General features: G+C 67.8%; 17 protein-coding genes and 1 tRNA gene. 11 read left to right on the top strand and 7 right to left on the bottom strand.

Translation table 11 applies throughout. The features are described from left to right. Positions 1-50: 50 nt before the first annotated feature. The 4 genes from ACNYS0_RS25550 to ACNYS0_RS25535 are packed head-to-tail and all read left to right on the top strand — an operon-like array spanning position 51 to position 7820. Positions 51-1664, top strand: coding sequence for an NERD domain-containing protein (locus ACNYS0_RS25550; RefSeq protein WP_422476793.1), 1614 nt, complete (start codon positions 51-53; stop codon positions 1662-1664). After that, the gene (locus tag ACNYS0_RS25545) at positions 1664-4828 is read left to right on the top strand and encodes a helicase-related protein (RefSeq protein WP_422476792.1); all 3165 of its coding nucleotides are present in this window, start codon (positions 1664-1666) and stop codon (positions 4826-4828) included. Before ACNYS0_RS25550 ends, ACNYS0_RS25545 begins: the two co-directional genes overlap by 1 nt. Further along, complete coding sequence (drmB, locus tag ACNYS0_RS25540; RefSeq protein ID WP_422476791.1) at positions 4795-6723, top strand: DrmB family protein; 1929 nt, start codon at positions 4795-4797, stop codon at positions 6721-6723. The genes ACNYS0_RS25545 and drmB overlap by 34 nt, the downstream gene beginning before the upstream one ends. Beyond that, the gene (locus ACNYS0_RS25535) at positions 6720-7820 is read left to right on the top strand and encodes an AAA family ATPase (RefSeq protein WP_422476790.1); all 1101 of its coding nucleotides are present in this window, start codon (positions 6720-6722) and stop codon (positions 7818-7820) included. Before drmB ends, ACNYS0_RS25535 begins: the two co-directional genes overlap by 4 nt. Here ACNYS0_RS25535 and ACNYS0_RS25530 read toward each other — a convergent pair. Further along, positions 7786-8466, bottom strand: coding sequence for an ATP-binding protein (locus tag ACNYS0_RS25530; RefSeq protein ID WP_422476789.1), 681 nt, complete (start codon positions 8464-8466; stop codon positions 7786-7788). The genes ACNYS0_RS25535 and ACNYS0_RS25530 overlap by 35 nt on opposite strands. 225 nt (positions 8467-8691) lie before the next feature. Here ACNYS0_RS25530 and ACNYS0_RS25525 point away from each other — a divergent pair, with 225 nt between their 5' ends. Together ACNYS0_RS25525 and ACNYS0_RS25520 are read left to right on the top strand one after the other, a co-directional pair. Next, complete coding sequence (locus ACNYS0_RS25525; RefSeq protein WP_422476788.1) at positions 8692-9537, top strand: helix-turn-helix domain-containing protein; 846 nt, start codon at positions 8692-8694, stop codon at positions 9535-9537. Then, the gene (locus ACNYS0_RS25520) at positions 9537-9755 is read left to right on the top strand and encodes a DUF397 domain-containing protein (RefSeq protein WP_422476787.1); all 219 of its coding nucleotides are present in this window, start codon (positions 9537-9539) and stop codon (positions 9753-9755) included. The genes ACNYS0_RS25525 and ACNYS0_RS25520 overlap by 1 nt, the downstream gene beginning before the upstream one ends. On the opposite strand, the gene ACNYS0_RS25515 is transcribed toward ACNYS0_RS25520, so the two are convergent. Further along, positions 9676-10755 (bottom strand): hypothetical protein, encoded by a 1080-nt coding sequence (locus tag ACNYS0_RS25515; protein WP_422476786.1) that lies wholly within the window; start codon positions 10753-10755, stop codon positions 9676-9678. The two genes, ACNYS0_RS25520 and ACNYS0_RS25515, sit on opposite strands and share 80 nt — an antisense overlap. Before the next feature lie 231 nt (positions 10756-10986). Here ACNYS0_RS25515 and ACNYS0_RS25510 point away from each other — a divergent pair, with 231 nt between their 5' ends. Then, positions 10987-11460, top strand: a complete 474-nt coding sequence (locus ACNYS0_RS25510; protein WP_422476785.1) for a carboxymuconolactone decarboxylase family protein — start codon at positions 10987-10989, stop codon at positions 11458-11460. A 125-nt stretch (positions 11461-11585) separates the two neighbouring features. Then, complete coding sequence (locus tag ACNYS0_RS25505) at positions 11586-11906, top strand: hypothetical protein (protein WP_422476784.1); 321 nt, start codon at positions 11586-11588, stop codon at positions 11904-11906. Here the strand turns inward: ACNYS0_RS25505 and ACNYS0_RS25500 are convergent. Next, on the bottom strand, positions 11897-12307 hold the full coding sequence (locus ACNYS0_RS25500; RefSeq protein ID WP_422476783.1) for a VOC family protein: 411 nt from the start codon (positions 12305-12307) through the stop codon (positions 11897-11899). The genes ACNYS0_RS25505 and ACNYS0_RS25500 overlap by 10 nt on opposite strands. Positions 12308-12312: 5 nt before the next feature. Then, positions 12313-13314 (bottom strand): GlxA family transcriptional regulator, encoded by a 1002-nt coding sequence (locus ACNYS0_RS25495; protein ID WP_422476782.1) that lies wholly within the window; start codon positions 13312-13314, stop codon positions 12313-12315. A gap of 72 nt (positions 13315-13386) precedes the next feature. On the opposite strand from ACNYS0_RS25495, the gene ACNYS0_RS25490 reads away from it, so the two are divergent. Together ACNYS0_RS25490 and ACNYS0_RS25485 are read left to right on the top strand one after the other, a co-directional pair. Beyond that, entirely contained in the window at positions 13387-14655 is a 1269-nt protein-coding gene (locus ACNYS0_RS25490; protein ID WP_422476781.1) for an MFS transporter, read from the top strand. 39 nt (positions 14656-14694) lie between these two features. After that, positions 14695-15147, top strand: coding sequence for a GNAT family N-acetyltransferase (locus tag ACNYS0_RS25485; RefSeq protein ID WP_422476780.1), 453 nt, complete (start codon positions 14695-14697; stop codon positions 15145-15147). Here the strand turns inward: ACNYS0_RS25485 and ACNYS0_RS25480 are convergent, their stop codons facing one another. Next, entirely contained in the window at positions 15148-16647 is a 1500-nt protein-coding gene (locus tag ACNYS0_RS25480) for an MFS transporter (protein ID WP_422476779.1), read from the bottom strand. Positions 16648-16762: 115 nt separating this feature from the next. Continuing rightward, positions 16763-18211, bottom strand: coding sequence for a DUF445 domain-containing protein (locus tag ACNYS0_RS25475; protein WP_422476778.1), 1449 nt, complete (start codon positions 18209-18211; stop codon positions 16763-16765). 225 nt (positions 18212-18436) lie between these two features. Here ACNYS0_RS25475 and ACNYS0_RS25470 point away from each other — a divergent pair, with 225 nt between their 5' ends. Further along, complete coding sequence (locus tag ACNYS0_RS25470; RefSeq protein WP_422476777.1) at positions 18437-19756, top strand: SGNH/GDSL hydrolase family protein; 1320 nt, start codon at positions 18437-18439, stop codon at positions 19754-19756. 67 nt (positions 19757-19823) lie between these two features. Here the strand turns inward: ACNYS0_RS25470 and ACNYS0_RS25465 are convergent. After that, a tRNA-Leu gene (locus tag ACNYS0_RS25465) sits at positions 19824-19899 on the bottom strand. Between the last annotated feature and the right edge of the window lie 4 nt (positions 19900-19903).

The raw sequence follows: 19903 nt of genomic DNA, 5'->3' as shown, positions 1-19903 counted from the left end.
CGTCCACCCTCGATACTTAGGAAGCGTTGGCGTGACCATGGGGAGAGTTGATGCGGATCATTCCGAGCGAGATCTCGAGCGACACCAAGAGCAGGGCCGAGCACAGCGTGCACAGAGCCCTCAAGGCGATCCCCGACGACCAGAGTGTTGCGCTGCACACGGTTCACCTGCCGAAACACCACAAACAGCGCCTCGGCGAGATCGACTTCATCGTCATCACGCCCGACCTCCTGCTCTTCATCGAGGTGAAGGGTGGTCGTGTGATCCAGCGGGACGGCAAGTGGTTCTACGGCCCGGCCGGCCGTGAAGACGGCCCCAAGAAGAGCCCCTGGGTGCAGGCCAGTGATGGCATGCACGAGTTTGAGCGAGAACTTGGCGAGTTGGTCGGGGACTTGAAGAACCATGGCGTCCCGAGCGGTTACCTGGTGATCACCCCGGACATCAACATCCCGCGTATGACCCAGTTCGAACCCCAGCAGTATCTCGGTCGGGACGCCTACGACGGCGGCCGCGGCCTGGAACTGGGTATCGAGCGGGCCACCCGATTCTGGCTTGCTGCCAACCGGGGGGCGCGCATCCCCGTTTCCGCCACGCTGCGCAGGCGAATGCTCGAGGCCGTCCGCCCGGACTTTGACCTGGTCCCCAATCTCCAGTCCAGGCTTACGGATCTTGACGTCTCCTTCGAACGCCTGACCGCTGAACAGTTGGACCGACTCGATGAGTTGGAGTCGAATCCCCGACTCATCTGGACCGGCGGCGCTGGAACCGGGAAAACGTTCCTCGCGGCCGAGGCGGCCCGTCGCAAGTCCGCAAGAGGCACCGTATTGTTCACCTGCGCAAGCACCACACTGGCGGCCCACCTGGCAGGCATCCTCGCCGATCACTCCGTCACGGTCCTGCCCTTCCACCGTCTCGACGAAGTCCAAGGACGCACCTTCGACCACCTGATCGTGGACGAGGCACAGGACCTGATGTCCTTCGACCGTCTGGACACCCTGGAGAAGCTGGTTGACGGCGGGCTGGCAGAAGGCCGGTGGATCTTCATGCTCGACCCGAACAACCAGGTACTGGCCTCCGAGGACTTCGAGTCGGACGCCTGGGACTACCTGCGTCCGCTCGGCTTTTCGTACGGCCCGCTGAAACGCAACTGCCGCAACACCGTGCAGATCGTCAAGCAGGTCCGCTTCTACACGGGAGCGGACCTGGGGGTGGCTTCGGCCGGCGAGGGTACACCGGCTCAGTTCGCGGATGTGCGCGACGTGCGCGACGAAGCCACCAAGCTCGATGCCTATGTGAACGAGCTCGTGCAAGAGGACGTCTCACCGAAAGACATCACTCTGTTGTCCATGTCCGGCGACTGGGAGACGAGTTCGGCCCATCTCTCGCAGCGGGCATCCAAGATCGAGCGTTTTGTGAACGTGGTGGGGACGCCTCGCACCAAACACCGTCTCACCTGGTCGTCCGTCTCCGACTTCAAGGGCCACGAGAATCACATCGTCTGTCTCATCGACATGGAGCCGGAACACCTCGATGGCCGGCTCGACGCCCTCTACGTGGCCTGTACCCGGGCCCGCGCCCAGTTGTGGATCGCGTGCCGCCCAGGTACACGCCAACTACTTAAGGAACTCGGCGCGAACGAACTGATGCGACAGAGGAAGCTGTGATGAACGCTTCGGATTCCCAGCTTTCCAAGCACCGTGAAGAATTCGTCAAGTACCTCCGCAAACAGTTGGTCGGTCCTGCCGGGGCCGACGACGAAACACTCACCGACCCCCCGGACCGGCGCTACCTCATGGGCACCCTGTACCCGCGGGGGGCATCCTTGACCGAACACTCCCAGGACGCTGGCGAGCAGGGCTTCAACGAGACGGTCGCCGGCCCCGGAGAAGAGGACGGCTTCGCGGACGACCCCGTGGCCGAGGCCAACGCATGGCTGCCGTCATCCCTGGGCTTCTCGTTCTTCACCAACGCCAGCCGCATCCACGTGACATGTGCGGCATCGCGATACTCCACGTCCCGCGAAGGTGGACGACGCACCTGGCAGCGGCTGCCCCGCCTCTCCTCCACGCCGACGGTCTCCACCGAGGACACGGACCCGGTCGAGGTCCTGGACGGACATGGTCGCCTCCACGTGCGGTGGCGCCCCTTCGGCGGAGGTTCTCTCGTCACCTGCGTACTCGCCAACGCCCACCGAGAGGACGAGAGCTCCCACAAGGACCGGGACCTGATGCTCTTCCAGGCCGAGCTGTCCGCTCGGACACTCGACGGAACGGTCCTCGAATACCCGAGCACTCGTCTCAACAGCAGCGACGAGGAGGAGCAGGAACTGCGCGTCCAATACCGGCACATGGTGACCCGAGCAGTGGGGCACGGATGCGCCGTGGAGTGGAGCGAGGATTCCACCGATGTCACTAAGGTGAGCGCGCAGGTCATGCCTCAAGAGGTGGTCGAGCACATCAAGCCCGATGGCCCGAAGGACCTGCGGGTGCTCAATCTCGCGCACCTCTCGGATCCCGAACTGTCCGTGGACAGCCTTCGGGCCGAACTCCTCTCTTTCGTGCGTGGATACCAAGATTGGTTCACATCACAGGAGATGAAGAAGGCATCTCTCCCTGCGTGGGCCACGAAACCCGCTGAGCGCATCATCAAGCGCATCAAGACCGCCCGCCACCGTATGGAATCAGGGGTAGAGGCCCTCACCGGGGACACCCGAACAGCAGGGAAGGCACGTGAGGCATTCCGGCTGGCCAACCGTGCCATGGCTCTGCAAATGCTGCACAGCAGAAGGGAGTTCGCCGGAACCCGTCGCCGCAGGGACAGCGAGGTCGTCGAGCCTATGGAACCGGGCGACGACTACGCCTGGTACCCGTTCCAGCTCGCCTACTTCCTCCTCATCGTCGAAGGGATGATGAAGCCAGAACATGAGGACCGCACCACCGTCGACCTCATTTGGTTCCCCACCGGTGGCGGCAAGACCGAGGCCTACCTTCTCGCAGCCTGCTTCGAAATCCTCCGCCGCCGCATGACGTTCGGCGCCGAAGGAGGAGGCACAGCCGTTCTGAGCCGGTACACGCTGAGCCTGCTCACCACTCAACAGTTCCAGCGCACGGCGACGGCCGTCTGCGCACTCGAATACATCCGGGCGGGGCGCGATGGCGCGCTGTCCCACGACTTGGGTGAAGAGCCCATCTCCATTGGGCTCTGGGTCGGCCAGGACACGACGCCGAACAAAATCGCCGCTGCACAGGACGAACTCAGCGACCTCAAGCAGATGAACGAACCGGACGATCGTTTCCTGCTGGAGCGTTGCCCCTGGTGCGGAACCGAGATCGTCCCGGAGCGGCAGGGGCAGGACAAGGACTTCGGCATCACAGCCGACGGCATCACCACCTCGTTCTTCTGCCCACGCGCAACCTGCTACTTCCACAAGGGCCTCCCGGTCGCCGTGGTGGATCAGCAGATCTACAAACAGCCACCTACCTTCCTGCTCGGCACGGTCGACAAATTCGCTCGGCTGGCGTGGGAACCGGATGCGGGCAACCTCTTCGGTGGGAACGGCACGCTCAAGCCGTCGCTCGTGATCCAGGACGAACTGCACCTTCTGGCCGGACCTCTGGGAACAACCGTCGGTCTGTACGAATCCGCCATCCTCGAACTGTGCGCATGGGGCGGTGCCCCGCCAAAGGTCATCGCCTCCACAGCCACCATCCGACGCTCGCAGGACCAGGTCCAAGCCCTCTACGGACGCCCCACTCAGCTGTTTCCGCCGGCCGGCATCGATGCCGGGAACTCGTACTTCGCGTCACCCGACACCGAGAAGCCCGGGCGACTGTACGTCGGTGTCATGGCCCAGGGACACACCGCCTCGACCTCGACCGTCCACGTGGGCGCCGCCGCCCTGCAGGCCCCGAACGAAGTATCCGAGGACGACGCCATCCGGGACACCTACTGGACCGTGGTCGCCTACCACAACAGCCTGCGAGAGCTCGGACGCACCGTCACCATCGCGCGGGACGACATCCCCGCGCGCCTGGAACACCTGACGAACGACAACCAGCGGCGTCGCAAACTGATCGACGACTCCGTGCTCGAACTCACCAGCAACATCCCACGTTCCGCACAACCAAGACTTCTGGAACGCCTGGGCAAGCAGTACAAGGAACGCGGCAGCATTTCCTTCCTCGCGACGACCAACATGCTCTCGGTCGGAGTCGACGTCCCACGCCTCGGCCTGATGCTCATGAACGGGCAGCCCAAGACGACATCGGAGTACATCCAGGCCACCAGCCGAGTGGGAAGACGTCATGTGCCGGGGTTGATCCTCACGCTCTTCCGCTCGACCAAACCGCGCGACAGGTCGCACTACGAGTCCTTCGGTGTCTATCACCGCTCGCTCTACCGGCACGTGGAGCCGACCAGTGTCACACCGTGGTCCATGCCTTCCCGCAACCGTGCGCTGCATGCCGTGCTGACCATCCTCGTACGACACGGACTCGGCCTGAGTGCCGAGAACCGGGCCGGGGAAATCCTGGATCACCCGGACGACGTGGCACGCATTCGAAACCTCATCGTGGGCCACGTCCAGCGGGCCGACTCCACGGAGGCCGATGCCTCGACCGAGAAGCTCGACGACCTGATCGAGGAGTGGCGGCAGGAGGCAGAGACCGCTCGGCACGACGGCAGCCGTCTCTACTACCAATCGCAGGGTCGCTTGTACTACGCCCTGCTCACCGACTTCGGTAAACAGGGTGGCCGTTGGCAGACACCGCAGTCGATGAGAAACGTCGACCGTGAATGCCTAGTCGAAGTGAGGGGAGTCAAGCGATGAAGGACGTTCGACGCAAGGTGCGCAGGGCGCAGACCATCGTTCCCTTCGGTGTCGGAGGGATTATCGACCTTCGAGGCGAATCATTCGTCGCCGCGGACACTCGTAGCTGGTCGGCCCACGGTGAGCGAGTGGAATCACCGCGCCTGGCCCGGAAGTTGGGTGTCCAGGGCTTTCGGTCGGCACCCGTGATTCCTTCTGGAAAGGCTGCCTTCGCGGCTCGCATCGGGCCCGTGTACGTACGGTTTCCCAAGTGGCTGTTCTGCCCCCATTGCCGGACCATGACTCGCTGGAAACTGATCAACGAACAACGGGACAGGGCACCGCTCTGCGGCCGTTGCCCCGGCAGGCCGCAGTTGGCGCCCATGCGTTTCATTCAGGTGTGCAGTTCGGGGCACATGGCCGACATCAACTGGCGTCGATGGGCCCATTCCACGGCGGAAAATCATGATCAGCGCCAGTGCCAGGGCCAGCCACTCCGATTCGTCGCGACCCCTGACTCCTCTGGGCTGGAAGCCCTCCGGGTCGTGTGCATGGCCACGTCCTGCCGGGCCGAGCGCAGCCTTGCCGGCATCAGCCAGAAGAACATCCTCAAACGGATCGGTCTGCCATGTCCGGGAACCCACCCGTGGAACTCCGATACCGATGAAGCGGTTCAATGCGAAGAGACACCACAAGCAGTCCAACGCGGCGCGTCCAACGTGTACTTTCCGATCACTCACTCAGCCCTCGACATTCCTGCCCCACAAGGGTCTTCCGAGGACGAAGAGCTGGCCGCGAGGATCACGGACCACGAATTGTGGACCGACCTCACGAGTGCCGAAAACGCCCCCAATGCGGATGCCTTCAGGAATATCCTCGCGATCAAGTTCTCCGTCTCGGAGGACTTCATCGAGTCTCTGCAACGCCGACATGCGCAGGAGACTGCCGCGGCAACGACGGTGGTCGACGCGGACGACGATCTCAGCATCGCCGAGTGGGCAGCCTTTACCGCCCCGGAGTCCGCCACCATGTCTCGTACGTTCGCCGTTCGTCGCACCCATCTCGGAGTAGACCCCGACGATCCTCGGTCGCTGCTGGAGTTGAACGCACGAATCTCCGACGTGGTCCTGGCCGATCGCGTACGTGAAGTCCGGGCGCTGGAAGGGTTCACGCGTTACGAGGCCAACGCCGGTGACGGTGAGGAGGGAGAGGGCGGCCGGATCGTGTCGGTCAACACTCACGCCCGCGCCCAGTGGCTGCCCGCCATCGACACCTTGGGTGAAGGAATCTTTCTCTCCATCGACGAGCAACACCTAACCGCCTGGGAGGGACAGCCCTCAGTGCGCGAATGGACCCGCCGAATCGCGGAGAACGTGAGGCACTCCTACAAGGCCGATCGACTCGGCGAGAAGACCGGCCCCGAACTTCTCCCGCGATTCGTCATGCTCCACACCCTGGCCCATCAGTTCATTCGCCAGCTCTCCTATGACAGCGGCTACAACGCAGCCTCGCTCCGCGAGCGGGTCTATGCTCGGAGTCACGCGCCGGGCAGTGAACACCCCCCGCAGTCGGGGGTATTCATCTACACGGCTGCGGGGGACGCGGAAGGAACACTGGGCGGACTCGTCCGCCAAGGTCAACCACGCAATCTCCGGGAAACCCTGATCCGTCTGCTCGAATCGGCCCAGTGGTGCTCTCAGGACCCATTGTGCGCCGATTCGACGGGGCGATCCCTGGCCAACCTCAATAGGGCTGCCTGCCATGCATGCACGCTCCTGCCTGAAACATGCTGCGAGATCGACAACTCCCTCCTGGACAGGACCTTGTTGATCGGTGACGGCGAGGTGCCGGGATTCTTCCGAGATGCCGTCCAAGCAGCCGTGGAGGAGTCGGCAAGGACCGTTGATCTGTCATGAGGTTCCCTTCTCTTCTGGATCTCGAGCCAGAACAACAAGCCGTCATCGACAGCCCCTTCCACGGGCGCCATGTCGTGACGGGAGGACCTGGCGCAGGAAAGACGGTGATGGCCGTCCTCCGCGCCTGGTCGCTGGCAACAGCGGGTCGAGAGGTCACCCTCTTCGCACGCTCCAACCTGTTGCGCCAATATCTCGACCAAGCATCCCCCGGCCTGACGGAATCCGTTACTGTCACCACTTTTCACAGGTGGGTCAGGGGGTTCTGGCGAGAACGATTCCAGGTCGACCCTCCGCAAACAGACGAAGGCGGATGGAACTACGACTGGCTCGATATGCAGAGGCATTGCGTTTTGCAGCGGGTCACGTCCACAGCACACCTGGTCATCGATGAGGGCCAGAACCTTCCCGTCGCTTTCTACGAGCTCTGCCGAGTAATCGGCATCGGTGTAACAGTATTCGCCGACGAGGAACAACGAATTGGCGAGGAGCAGAGCTCCCTATCGGAAATAGGCCACGCGCTTTCCACCCATACAGACCCGTTCATACTGCGCAACAACCATCGCAACAGTCGCGAAATCATGATGCTGGCATCCGGGTTCCATGACAGGGCATTCACGGGGGGCCACACCCCAGCAGGTTCCGGAAGCATTCCATGCGCACTACGAATGGACTCTCTCGAACAACTCGTCACCGGTATCACCCAGTACTTCCATGCCAACCCTGGACGAAGCATCGGGATCATTTGTAGATACAGCTCCCTGCTTCGAGACATCCAGAGCAGGCTCACCTTGCACAGTCTCTCCAAATACACCCAGGCCTACGTCCACGACGACAGACACCGGATGGAGATGGACTTCTCCGCAAAGCCCATCCGGATCGTGACCACTGCCAGCATGAAGGGCCTGGAGTTCGACAGCGTATTCGTGCCGGACCTGGACGCGTACACAGAAGATCCAACGAGTGTCGATGCGCGACTACGCTTCTTCGTGTTGTGCACCCGCGCCCGCGAGGACCTCCATTTCATCTATCGCGGCCCTCGGGAGCCGGCCATCGTTTCGAGCATCAGCGAGTCCCTTCTCGCCAGGCGGCCCGGGTGAGGTGCGACCAGCGTGAGGAATCGCATTCCGACTCGAAGTGAACCTGAGCCCGGTCCAGAGCCGTATCCGGATCGCACCCGTGCGCCCTGAGCCAGTGAAGGAGATCGGCGATCAGGTCGATCGCCGTCTCCTCCGCCACGGCGACGTGGATCCTGTCTCGGCCGACCGGTTGGAGCGGCGGCTCGAGCCTTCCGCTCAGCCTCAGCACGGCCTCCGCCTTCGTGACCCAAGCCCCTCCCCCGTGCCCGCCCGGCGACATCAAATCCGTCGCCAGTTCGCACCAAGTGACCTTGCGGCCACCTCGCAGTTCAACGCCCCACCGATCGGATACGGCATCGACCAGGGCCACGCCTCTCCCCGACTCCGAGTCCGAGGTGGCGGCAAGGAGCGTGGGCAGGACCCCGGTGTCGGGGTCCTGGACCTCGATGCGCAGGTACGTGCCGTTCATCGAAACGGCGAGCGTGGCGGGGGTTCCGGTGCCCACATGCGTGATGATGTTGGAGGCCAGTTCGCTCACGCAGAGTTGGGCCGACTCAATCACCCCGTGCAGGCCCCAGCGTTCGAGGTGTGCTCGCATGACTCGGCGCAGGCCTGCCACTTCCTCGGGCTCGGCCGTGAAGGCCAGATTCCAAGACCTTCGTGACATGCAAGTGGATGCACAGTCCACAACCAGACTCCCCACGGCTCGACTTGAGAACGCTATGCGCACTCGATTCACTACCGAGAGTTGCATTGGAACTTCCAAAATGGAACTCTCATAACGAGGCAGAAGGAGCACGCGACGCACCCGTGCGCCCCTGGCGCGCGCCACCTTGCCGTGGCACACGGCCGCCCCTCACGATCTGATGGATCGACACGGAAGGCACTGAACATGGCCGTTGGACCCACCACTCGCCGTCGCCAACTAGGGGCGGACCTGCGGCGCCTTCGCGAGGAAGCCGGACTGACCCTGGAGGAGGCAGGCGCTCGTGTCGGCTCGTCCAAGGCCACGTTGAGTCGCTACGAGACCAAAGAAGGCAGCGTGAAGTGGCCGACGGTCGACGCGCTGTGCCGTGAGTACGGGGCCGACGACGCGGAGCGTGAAGCGCTCGTCGAGCTCGCCAAGGGCGCCCGGATTCAGGGCTGGTGGCGCTCGCTCGCCGACCCGGTCCCCGAGTCCATGAACCTCATGCTCACCCTCGAGGACGAGGCCATCCGCGAGGACCACTACGCCTCCATGTACGTCCCGGGGCTGCTCCAGACCCGCGCCTACTCCGAGGCCGTGCACCGCGCCTCCGAAATGCGCTGCCCCGAGCAGGAGGTGCGGCACATGGTCGAGATCCGCATGAAGCGCCAGGAGTTGCTCGACCGCGACGAGCCACCGCACGTCTGGGCCGTCATCGACGAGGCGGCGATCCGACGTGTGGTCGGCAGCCCCGAGGTAATGAGCGCACAACTGCGGCACTTGCTGGCCATGTCGGAGCGCCCCAACATCACCGTGCAGGTACTGCCGTTCGCATCGGGCGCGCACGCCGCAGCGGTGGGCAGCTTCCTTATCCTCGGTGGAGCGACGCCCGAACTCGACGTCGTCTACGTCGACATCCTCGGCGGGGGCCTGTTCATGGAGAAGCCCCAGGAGCTCGAACGCTATAAGTTGGCCTTCCAGTACCTCTGCGCACAGGCGCTCGATCTCGGCGCCTCGGCGCAGCTCATCGACCGTATAAGCAGGGAACTTTGATGTCCGACAGAGAGCAACTCCACTGGTTTACGTCGTCATTCAGTGGAGGAAGCGGAAACGAGTGCGTCGAGTGCGCCCGAGCCGCCGGCTCGATGGTCGTTCGTGACTCCAAGGCCCCCGAAGGAAACGTCGCTACCTTCAGCGCCCGCTCCTGGGCCCACTTCCTGCTCTCCCTTCAGGGCTCCGGCCACCCCCGCGGTCCGCAGGGCGTGAGGTAGAACTCGGCTCCCGCCGCGGCGGGTTGACGAGGAGGTGAGGCGCCGGGCGGCAGCGCGCCGCGGCCAACGCCCCCCGAATCTCCCCCGCCACCCCCTCCCCCCGCCCCCGCCCCCGCCCCCGCAGATCCTCCGCCGTGACGGCAAGCACTGGGAGGCCCGCCGCCGCGAGGCGGTTGCGCTGGGACAGTGTGCGGCGCCAGGACGCCGGGTTCAGGTGGTACTCGCGGGAGTCGACCTCCAGGGCCAGGCCCTCCGCCGGCCAGTACGCGTCCGGGCGGGCCAGGAAGGCGCCGGTCACCGGGTCGTGGAGGTTCGGGTTCCACAGGGGTTCCGGGAGGGCGTACGCGTGGATCAGGGTCCGGGCGTCCGCCTCAAGGGGTGAGTGGATGCCCGCCATCAAGTGGGCCGTCGACCTCGCCACGTACGGGGCGTAGCGGCGCCGCGACGCGGACAGTTCCGCCAGCAGCTCATCCGGCGTGCAAAAGCCCCGCTGCACCGCCTCCGCAAGGAGCGCCGTCACATCGCGTTCGCAGGCCAGCGCCGGCACGGCATCCGCCACCGCGCGGGCCGGTGCCGCGCACCGCAACCCCGCCACCGGGCAGGCCTCCGGCATCCGGCGCGTGCGGTGCACCCTCACGTACGACGTTCCGCGCGCGCCCGCCCCCTCGTACGGGACCAGTACGTCCACCCATCGCAAGCGCTCCGGGCGCGGCGCCGCACGGAAATCCCGTGCCGCGAGCGCCGCGTGCCCGGTCAGCAGGGCGTCCTCACCCGCGTACAGGAGCGCCGCGCGCATGCGCTGACGCGGGGTCGGGGTGCCGGAGTGGAGGAGGTGGACCCGCGGCAGCAGCCGCTGCCACGGGCCGCCGCGGTGGCAACGGTTGTTGGTGGTGGAGTTCGCGCAGCCGAGGTCCATCAGCTGTTCGCGGGTGAGGAGTTGGTCCTGGGTGAGGGCGAGCGGGTGGCGGGCGAGTGCGCGCGCGGAGGCGGTGTCGTTCACGTGGGCTTCGTGCCCGGACCCGGGCGCGCCCACCTCTCCGTATCCGGGCCGTGGCGGGGCGCGGACCGGACTGTGACGGCTCAGCGCCGCCCCGTCGTCATTTCGCGTCACAGTCCCGGCGAGGCGTGAGACCCAGATCACATTCAGGGGTGTCACACTCCCGCTCCCGGCTCCGTCACATCTACGTAGCCATCAACAAGGCCCGCGCAGGGCGAACCCGAGGAGCCCACCATGGAAGCCCGCCTCAACCCCTTCACCAGCCCCATCGCCGGCAAGGTCATCAAGCACCTCAACTCCGCAGGGAAGGTCGTCGCCGACTCCACCCTCCCCGCCGTCACCCAGGAGCTCGTGAAGATCCGGGCCAGCCAGATCAACGGGTGCGGGTTCTGCACCGACATGCACACCAAGGACGCCGCACACGCCGGGGAGACCCAGCAGCGGCTCAACCTGATCGCCGCCTGGCGCGAGGCCACCGTGTTCACCGACGCCGAGCGCGCCGCGCTCGAGCTGACCGAGCAGGGCACCCGGATCGCCGACGCCGCCGGCGGCGTCCCGGACGAGGTGTGGGCGAACGCCGCGAAGCACTACGACGAGGAGCAGCTCACCGCCCTCGTCTCGCTGATCGCGATCATCAACGTCTACAACCGCATGAACGTCATGGTCCAGATGCCCGCCGGGTCCTACCAGCCCGGCCAGTTCGCCTGACGGACCCAGGGCGTAACCTCACAAATGGGCGGGACCGGCCCACCCACGGGCCATGGCCCACCCACGGGTCCCGGCCCGCCCACCGGAAGCCGCTTCCGGACACCACTACGCAGGAGGTTCACCCCATGGCCCGCGCCCTCCCCACCGCCCCGATAGCCGCCGCCGGACTCGTCGGGGGCTACGCCACCGCCCGGTTCACCAAGAAGCGGCAGCTGGGCGGGGCCGTGCTCGCCGTGGCCGGGGCCGCCGCCGCGACGCAGTGGACGAAGACGCGGGGCGGGAAGGTCGCGGGGGCGCTGGCGGGCGCGTACGTCGCCGCGTTCGCCGGGTCGCACCCACTGGCCAAGAAGGTGGGCGCCTGGCCCGCCGTCTTCGGGGTCGCGGGGGCCGTCGCCGCCGCCTCGTACGTCCTCGTGGACCGCAAGGCCGGCGGAGCTCACGTCTGACGGGTGTGCGTCAGGACGTTCACCACTTTCCCCTGCGGGTCCCGTACGAAGAAGCGGCGCACGCCCCACTCCTCGTCCCGCAGGTCGTGGACGATCTCGGCGCCCGCCGCGCGCATCGCCGCGTACACGGCGTCGACGTCGCCCACCTCCACGCTGATGTCCGGCACCACCGGGGCCGTGGCCTCGCGCGTCAAGAACTGGATCTGCACCGTGGGGTCGGAGGGTGAGACCAGGGTCATGATCCAGGCCACGGGGGCCTGGGGGTCATCCCCAAGAGAGCGCAGCATGGCCTCGCGGAAGCCGAGCGCCCCGTAGAAGTCACGGTTGGCCGCCATCGCCTCCTCCCCCGGCACCTGCACGTTCGGGACTGCCCTGCGGATGTGCGCTTCGTCGGTCGGCATGTCGCTCATCGTCCCCGGAACGTAGCCCTGTACGCCCCCGGCGACACTCCCAGCACCGCCTGGAAGTGCTGGCGCAGCGAGGTTCCGGAGCCGAAGCCCGTCTCCGCCGCCACGCGGTCCACCGTGTGGTCCGTCTGTTCCAGCAATTCCCGTGCGCGGTCGACCCGTTGGCGGTTGAGCCAGGTCATCGGCGTGACGCCCGTCTCCTCGCGGAAGCGGCGGTTGTACGTGCGGATCGACATGGCGTCGCGGGCCGCCAGCTGTGCCAGGGTCAGCGGGTCCGCCAGTCGTCCCAGCGCCCACTCCCGCGAGCGGGACGTCGACGACGGGCCGCCCGCCTCTTCCAGCGGCACCGGCCGCTGGATGTACTGCGCCTGGCCGCCCTCCCGGTGCGGGGGCACGACGGTGCGGCGCGCCAGTTCCGTCGCCACCGCCGCGCCGTGGTCCTCGCGGATCATGTGCAGGCACAGGTCGATGCCCGCCGCCTCGCCCGCCGAGGTCAGCACCCGCCCCTCGTCGACGTAGAGGACGTCCGCGTCGACCGTCACCGACGGGAACGTGCGGGCGAAGTGGGCCGAGGACATCCAGTGCGTCGTCGCCCGGCGGTCCTCCAGCAGGCCCGCCGCCGCCAGGACGAAGGAGCCCGTGCAGATCGACGCCACGCGGCCGCGGTCGCGGGCCGCCGTCAGCGCGGCCGCCAACTCGGCTTCCAGACCGTCCGGTTCGAGCTTTTCGTCCAGCTCGTGCGAGGCGGGCACCAGCACCGTGTCCGCCGCCGCCACCGCCTCCAGGCCGTGCTCCGCGTAGATCGGGAAATCGGCGTCCGTGCGGATGCGGCCGGGGCGGGGCGCGCACGTCGTCACCTTGTAGAGGCGTTCCCCGGTGGAGGGGTTGCGGGCCGTGCCGAAGAGCTGGTGGATCAGGCCCAGCTCCATGGGCAGGACGCCGTCCCGTACGAGGACCGCCACCGAGGTCGGGCCGCCGCTCTGTGCACGCCGAGTACGCATGGCCAGATTCTTTCATACCGTGACCGTCTGGCCAGTCGTGCCGACCCGCCCTCCCGGCGCAGGGTCGTAGGCATGGACAGAAAGTGGATCGTCGCCGCCGGTGCCGCCCTCGCCATCGTCGTCGCCGGAGCCTTCAGCACGCTGGCCGGACTGCTCGTCGGGCCGTTGCACGAGGAGCTGGGGTGGTCGCGGTCGGCCGTCGGGTTCGGCTCGCTGGTGAACATGGTCGTGTACGGGGCCACCGCGCCGTTCGCCGCCGCCCTCATGGGCCGGATCGGCATGCGGCGGGTCGCCACGGGCGCGCTGGGGCTCGTCGGCGTCGGGGCGCTGCTCGCCACCACCATGACCGCACCCTGGCAATTCGCCCTCTACTGGGGCGTGTTCGTCGGCATCGGGACCGGGGCCACCGCGACCACCTTCGCCGCGACCGTCACCGAGCGGTGGTTCGTGGCGCGACGCGGGCTCGTCGCCGGGCTGCTCACGGCGGCCAGCGTGGTGGGGCAGTTCGTGTTCCTGCCGTTGCTGTCGTGGGTGATCGACGGGTGGGGGTGGCGGGCCGCCGCGTACGGGCTCGCCCTCGCCGCCGCGGGCGCGCTGCCGCTCGTGTACGCAGCCGTACGGGACCCGCGCGCCGCTCCGCGTACGAAGACGGTCTCGTCGCCACACGTCAACTTCCTGCGCAGAGGGGCCTTTTGGCTGCTCACCGCCACCTTCGCCGTCTGCGGCGCCTCCACGAACGGCGTCATGTGGACCCACTTCGCGCCCGCCGCGCACGACCATGGGATGCCGACGACCGTCGCCGCCTCGCTCCTCTCCCTCATCGGGATCTTCAACGTCGCCGGGACCGTCGCGTCCGGATGGGCGACCGACCGGATGGACCCGCGGCGGCTGCTCGCCGCGTACTACGCGCTGCGGGGACTGTCCCTCCTCGCGCTTCCCCTGCTGCTGAGCGCGAGCGTGAATCCGCCGCTCGTCGCGTTCACCGTCGCCTTCGGGCTGCTCGACGTCGCGACCGTGCCGCCGACCATCGCGCTCGCCCGCGCCCACTTCGGCTCCGCCGCCCCCTACGTCTTCGGCTGGGTGAGCGCCGCGCACCAGGTGGGCGCCGGGTCGGTGGCGTACGTCGGGGGCGCGGTACGGGACGTCTTCGGGTCGTACGACATGGTGTGGGTGGGGGCGGGGGTGCTGTGCGCGGTGGCGGCGCTGGGGGCGCTCGTCATCGGGCGCGGGGAGCCGTGCGTGACGACCGCCTCTCGGCGGGGCCCGTCCGCCGGGGACGCTTCCGCCGACCCCGGCCGAACGGCCCCTTCCGGACAGGCCTACGCTCCCGATCATTGCTGACCAGGCGGGACGACCCGCACGAGCGCCCGGGGGTACGCCATGGCCGACTGGACGCTGCGGGCGGCCACGCCCGCCGACGTCGAACCGATCGTCGAGCTGCGGGCCGTCGTGATGCGACCCGACCTCGAACGGCTCGGCCGGTACGACCCGCAACGGGTGCGGCAGCGGTTCCGCGACGCGTACGAGCCCGCGTACGCCTGGGTGATCGAGGTCGCCGGGGCCTTCGCCGGGTGCGTGGCGCTGCGCCCGGACGGCGCCGCCTACTGGCTGGAGCACTTCTTCCTGGCCCCGGAACTGCACGGCCGGGGCCTCGGCGGCGCCGTCCTCGGCGAACTCCTGGAACGGTGCGACCGGGAGCGCGCCCCGGTCCGCCTGAACGTCCTCCAAGGCAGCCCGGCCCGCCGCCTCTACGAACGGCACGGATTCGCCGTCGAGAGAGAGGACCCGGTCGACGTGTTCATGGCCCGCCCCCCGCACGCCCGGCTCCACTGATCAGACGGTCGCTCCCTCCCGCGGCCGCGCCGCCGACAGCGGTCGGGCGATGTCCTCCAAGGACCGCCGCTCCGCCCGCACCGCGAACACCGCGGCCACCAGGCCCGCCACGCACATCAGCGAGGCACCGATCTGGAAGGCGAGGACCGTGTCGGCGACCTTGCCGGACTCGGTGAGGCCCGCGAACAGCAGCGGCCCGCTGATACCGCCGGCCGCCGTACCGACCGCATAGAAGAAGGCGATCGCCATCGCGCGCGTCTCCATCGGGAAGATCTCGGAGACCGTGAGGTACGCGCTGGAGGCGCCGGCCGACGCGAAGAACAGGACCACGCACCAGCAGGCCGTGAGCGTCGTCGCGGTCAGCGAACCTCGGTCGAACAGCCAGGCCGTACCGAACAGCAGCAGCCCCGACAGGAGGTACGTCGACGAGATCATCACCCGGCGCCCGACCGTGTCGAAGAGCTTGCCGAGCAGCAGCGGACCCAGGAAGTTGCCGGCCGCGATGACCGCGAAGTAGTAACCCGTCGAACCGGTCGGCACATCGAAGAACTTGGTGAGGATCACGCCGAAGCCGAACGTGATCGCGTTGTACAGGAACGCCTGGCCGATGAAGAGCGCGAGGCCGAGCGTGGTGCGGCGCGGATACGAGCGGAAGACCGTACGGGCGATCTCCACGAAACCGATGCTCTTGCGCTGGTGGATGGTGATCTCCCCGGCGGGCGGCGGGAGTTCGGCGCCGCCCCGCTCGGCGCGCACACGTTTCTCCACGTCCGTCACCAGCGATTCCGCCTCCCGCGCCCTGCCGTGGATGAACAGCCAGCGCGGACTCTCGGGAACGTTGCGCCGCACGAGCAGAACGACCAGACCCAGGACGACACCGAGGCCGAAGGCGAGCCGCCAGCCGACGTTCATCGCGAACAGGTCCGTGTCGAGCGCGACGATCGAGAGCAGCGAGCCGCCGATCGCGCCGAGCCAGAAGCTGCCGTTGATGATCAGGTCCACGCGACCGCGGAAGCTCGACGGGATCAGCTCGTCGATGGCCGAGTTGATGGCCGCGTACTCACCGCCGATGCCGAACCCGGTGAGGAAACGGAAGAGGAAGAACCACCAGGAGGAGAAGGAGAGGGCCGTGAGGGCCGTCGCCACGAGGTAGACCGCCAACGTCACCAGGAAGAGCTTCTTGCGGCCGAAACGGTCGGTCAGCCAGCCGAAGAACAGCGCGCCGACACAGGCGCCCGCCACGTACAGAGCGGCAGCGACGCCGGTGACCTGCGCGGACGAGATCGGCAAGCCACTGCCGGACTCGGACAGCCGGCCGGCGACATTGCCGACGATCGTGACTTCGAGACCGTCGAGGATCCAGACGGTGCCGAGGCCGATCACCACCATCCAGTGCCAGCGGGACCACGGGAGGCGGTCGAGGCGGGCGGGGACGGCCGTGGTGACGGTGGCCCCGCCGGTTCGGGGGGTGGAGTGGTTCCGGTGCTGCTCTCGGGACATCGGCCCCTCCTCGTTGAGGGAATGGGGCGTCCGAGTCCCCAGCCCACCAGGGGTTACGCCCGCGGGGCTCCGCCCCGGACCCCGCTCCTCAAACGCCGGAGGGGCTGAATTCGGGTTACGCCCCCAGCGCCCGCGACACCGTGAAGATCAGCAGGCCCGCCAGCGAACCCACCACCGTGCCGTTGATCCGGATGAACTGAAGGTCGCGGCCGATGTGCGCCTCGATCTTGCGGGTCGTGTGCTCGGCGTCCCAGCCCGCGACCGTGTCCGTGATCAACGACGTGATCTCCGCGCGGTACGTCGTCACGACATACACCGCCGCGCCCTCCACCCAACCGTCCACCTTCGAGCGGACGTCCGGCTCCGTCGCCATCCGGCGGCCCAGCGACAGCAGCGAGGCCCGCGCCCGGAGCCGCAGCTCGCTGCGCTCGTCCTCGGCCGCCGCGACGATCATCTGGCGCACCGCCGACCAGGCCGAGGCGATGATGTCCTGCACCTCGGAACGGCCCAGGATCTCCGACTTCAGACGCTCCACACGGTCCCGCGTGTCGGAGTCCGACTGGAGATCGCCCGCGAAGTCGCCCAGGAAACGGTCGAGCGCGCCACGCGCCGGGTGGTCCGGCATGTCGCGCATCTCCGTCACGAAGCGCAGCAGCTCCTTGTAGACGCGCTCGCCCACCCGCTTGTCGACGAAACGAGGCGTCCAGCCGGGGGCACCGCCCTCCACCGCGTCCATCACCGAGTCGGAGTGCAGCACCAGCCAGTCATGGGCGCGGGCGCACACCAGGTCGACGATCCGCTTGTGACCGCCGTCCGCCACCACCTTCTCCAGCATCTTGCCGAGACCCGGCGCGATCTCCGCGTTGTCCGCGCGGCGCGTGATGGCCTCGCCGACGATCGCCTGCACGTCGGAGTCGCGCAGCACCGTCAGGGCGCCCCGCAGCGCCGTCGCCGCCTCCGCCGTCACCCGATCGGCGTGCTCCGGCTCCGCGAGCCACGAACCCAGGCGGCTGGCGATGCCGACGGAGCGCAACCGGTCCCGCACGACCGTGCCGGACAGGAAGTTCTCGCCCACGAACTCGCCGAGCGAGACACCCAGCTGGTCCTTCTTCTTCGGGATGATCGCCGTGTGCGGGATCGGGATGCCCAGCGGGTGCCGGAACAGGGCCGTGACCGCGAACCAGTCGGCCAGCGCACCGACCATGCCGGCCTCCGCGGCCGCCGCGACATACCCCGTCCAGGCGCCCGCGCCCGCGTGCTCCGCCCACGTCGCCAGTACGTAGACCAGCGCCACGAAGACGAGCAGCCCGGTCGCCGTCAGCTTCATCCGGCGCACGCCGCGCCGCTTCTCCTCGTCCGCCGCGGTGAACTCCGCGACGAAGCGGCGGGAGGGCCGGGAGGGCCTGGATTGGCCCGATGTGACACGGGAAGACTTCCCGGTGTCCGCTTCGGCCGCTTCAACTGCTTTGTCCGCTGTGTCGTACGCCCCCGGAGACTCCCCCTGGGACGCACCCCGGGACGCCCCATCGGCCCCCTGAGCCCCGCGCTTCACGTCGCCGTCCACTCAGCCCACTCCGCATCGGTCATCGGCCCGACTCGTCGACTTCGACTCGACTGTCATTCGCCTCACACATTGTCCCTTCCTGACCTACTCCCGGAACGAACCAAAGGTTCCCGGCGTCTACCTGTCCGGAGGGGGGCAGTGTCGGCCCCAGCCCGCCCCATGACGCATCATGGATTCATCACACCGGAGCCTCGGGCTCCCCCTGCCCGAGGAGACACACACCGCATGACCAAGCGTCACGGTTATGCCTTGTTGACCGCGCTCGTAGCGGTCGTCGTGATGATCTCTGCCGCCATTTACGTGGGCTTCTCCGGAGTCCTGGGCGGCGACGACAACATAGAGGCGGGCGGCGCACACCCGCGCAGCTCCGCCGCCCCCGCCTCCACCGGCACCTGGGCCGGCAGCTGGTCCGCCTCCCCCGCAGGCGGCGAACCCGGCACGGAGACGAACGGCTTCTACGGCCACTCCATCCGCAACATCGTGCACACCAGCGTCGGCGGCAACGCGGCACGCATCACCCTCTCGAACCTGTACGGGCAGTCGCCCCTGCGCATCACGCACGCCTCGATCGCCGTGGCCTCGGCCCCCAACAACCCGACGGCCCTGTCCGACACGATGCGGCGCCTGACGTTCTCCGGGAACTCCTCGGTCGTCATCCAGCCCGGCCAGCAGGCCGTCAGCGACGCGCTGCGGATCACCGTGCCGAGCGACTCCGACATCCTGGTCACCACGTACTCGCCGACGCCCTCGGGCCCGGTCACGTACCACCCGCAGGCCCGCCAGATGTCGTACGTCGCCCGCGGCGACCGCACCGAGGACCCCAGCGGCACGCTCTACAACCAGCAGAGCCCGTACTGGCGCTACCTCAGCGCCCTCGACGTGCTCAGCAACGAGGCACAGGGCACCGTCGTCGTCATCGGCGACTCCCTCACCGACGGCATCACCTCCACCATGGGCGCCAACCGCCGGTGGACGGACATACTCGCCGAGCGGCTGCGCACCGAGTCGGACGCCCCGCGCTACGGCGTCGTCAACCAGGGCATCAGCGGCAACCGGATACTGGCCGACGGCTTCGGCCGCCCCGCCAACAACCCGAGCGGCCTGTCCCGCTTCGAGCGGGACGCGCTCAGCCGCTCCGGCGTCCGCGCCGTCATCATCGACCTCGGCATCAACGACATCCTGCGCACGCCGCAGCAGACCGACCCCACGAAGATCGTCGAGGGCCTGAAGGAAATGGTGCGCCAGTCGCACACGCGCGGCCTGCGGGTCGTCGGCGCGACGCTGATGCCGTTCCAGGGCCACCCCGGCTACCGCCCGAACCTCGAGGCGGTCCGCCAGTCCGTGAACGCGCAGATCCGCGCCGGCAAGGTCTTCGACAGCTACGTCGACTTCGACCGCGCCCTGCGCGACCCGTACAACCCGCGCCGCCTCCTGGACCAGTACGACTCCGGCGACCACCTCCACCCCAGCGACGCGGGCTACCGCAAGATGGCGGAGGCCCTTGACCTGTCGTCGCTGCGGGGGTCGACGGGGGCGGAGCTGTAGCCGGTACCGGCTGAGACCGGCCACGCACGACGAAGGGCGCTCCCGGATGGGAGCGCCCTTCGTTTCGTGGGCCCGGTGGGACTCGAACCCACGACACACCGGACCTAAACCGGCGCCCTCTTGGCCAGCTGGGGTACGGACCCGTTC

Origin of the sequence: Streptomyces anthophorae, assembly GCF_049310305.1 — a bacterium.
Lineage (GTDB): Bacteria > Actinomycetota > Actinomycetes > Streptomycetales > Streptomycetaceae > Streptomyces.
Note: the sequence above shows the minus strand (reverse complement) of the source record. Positions and strands in the feature narration are given on the sequence as shown.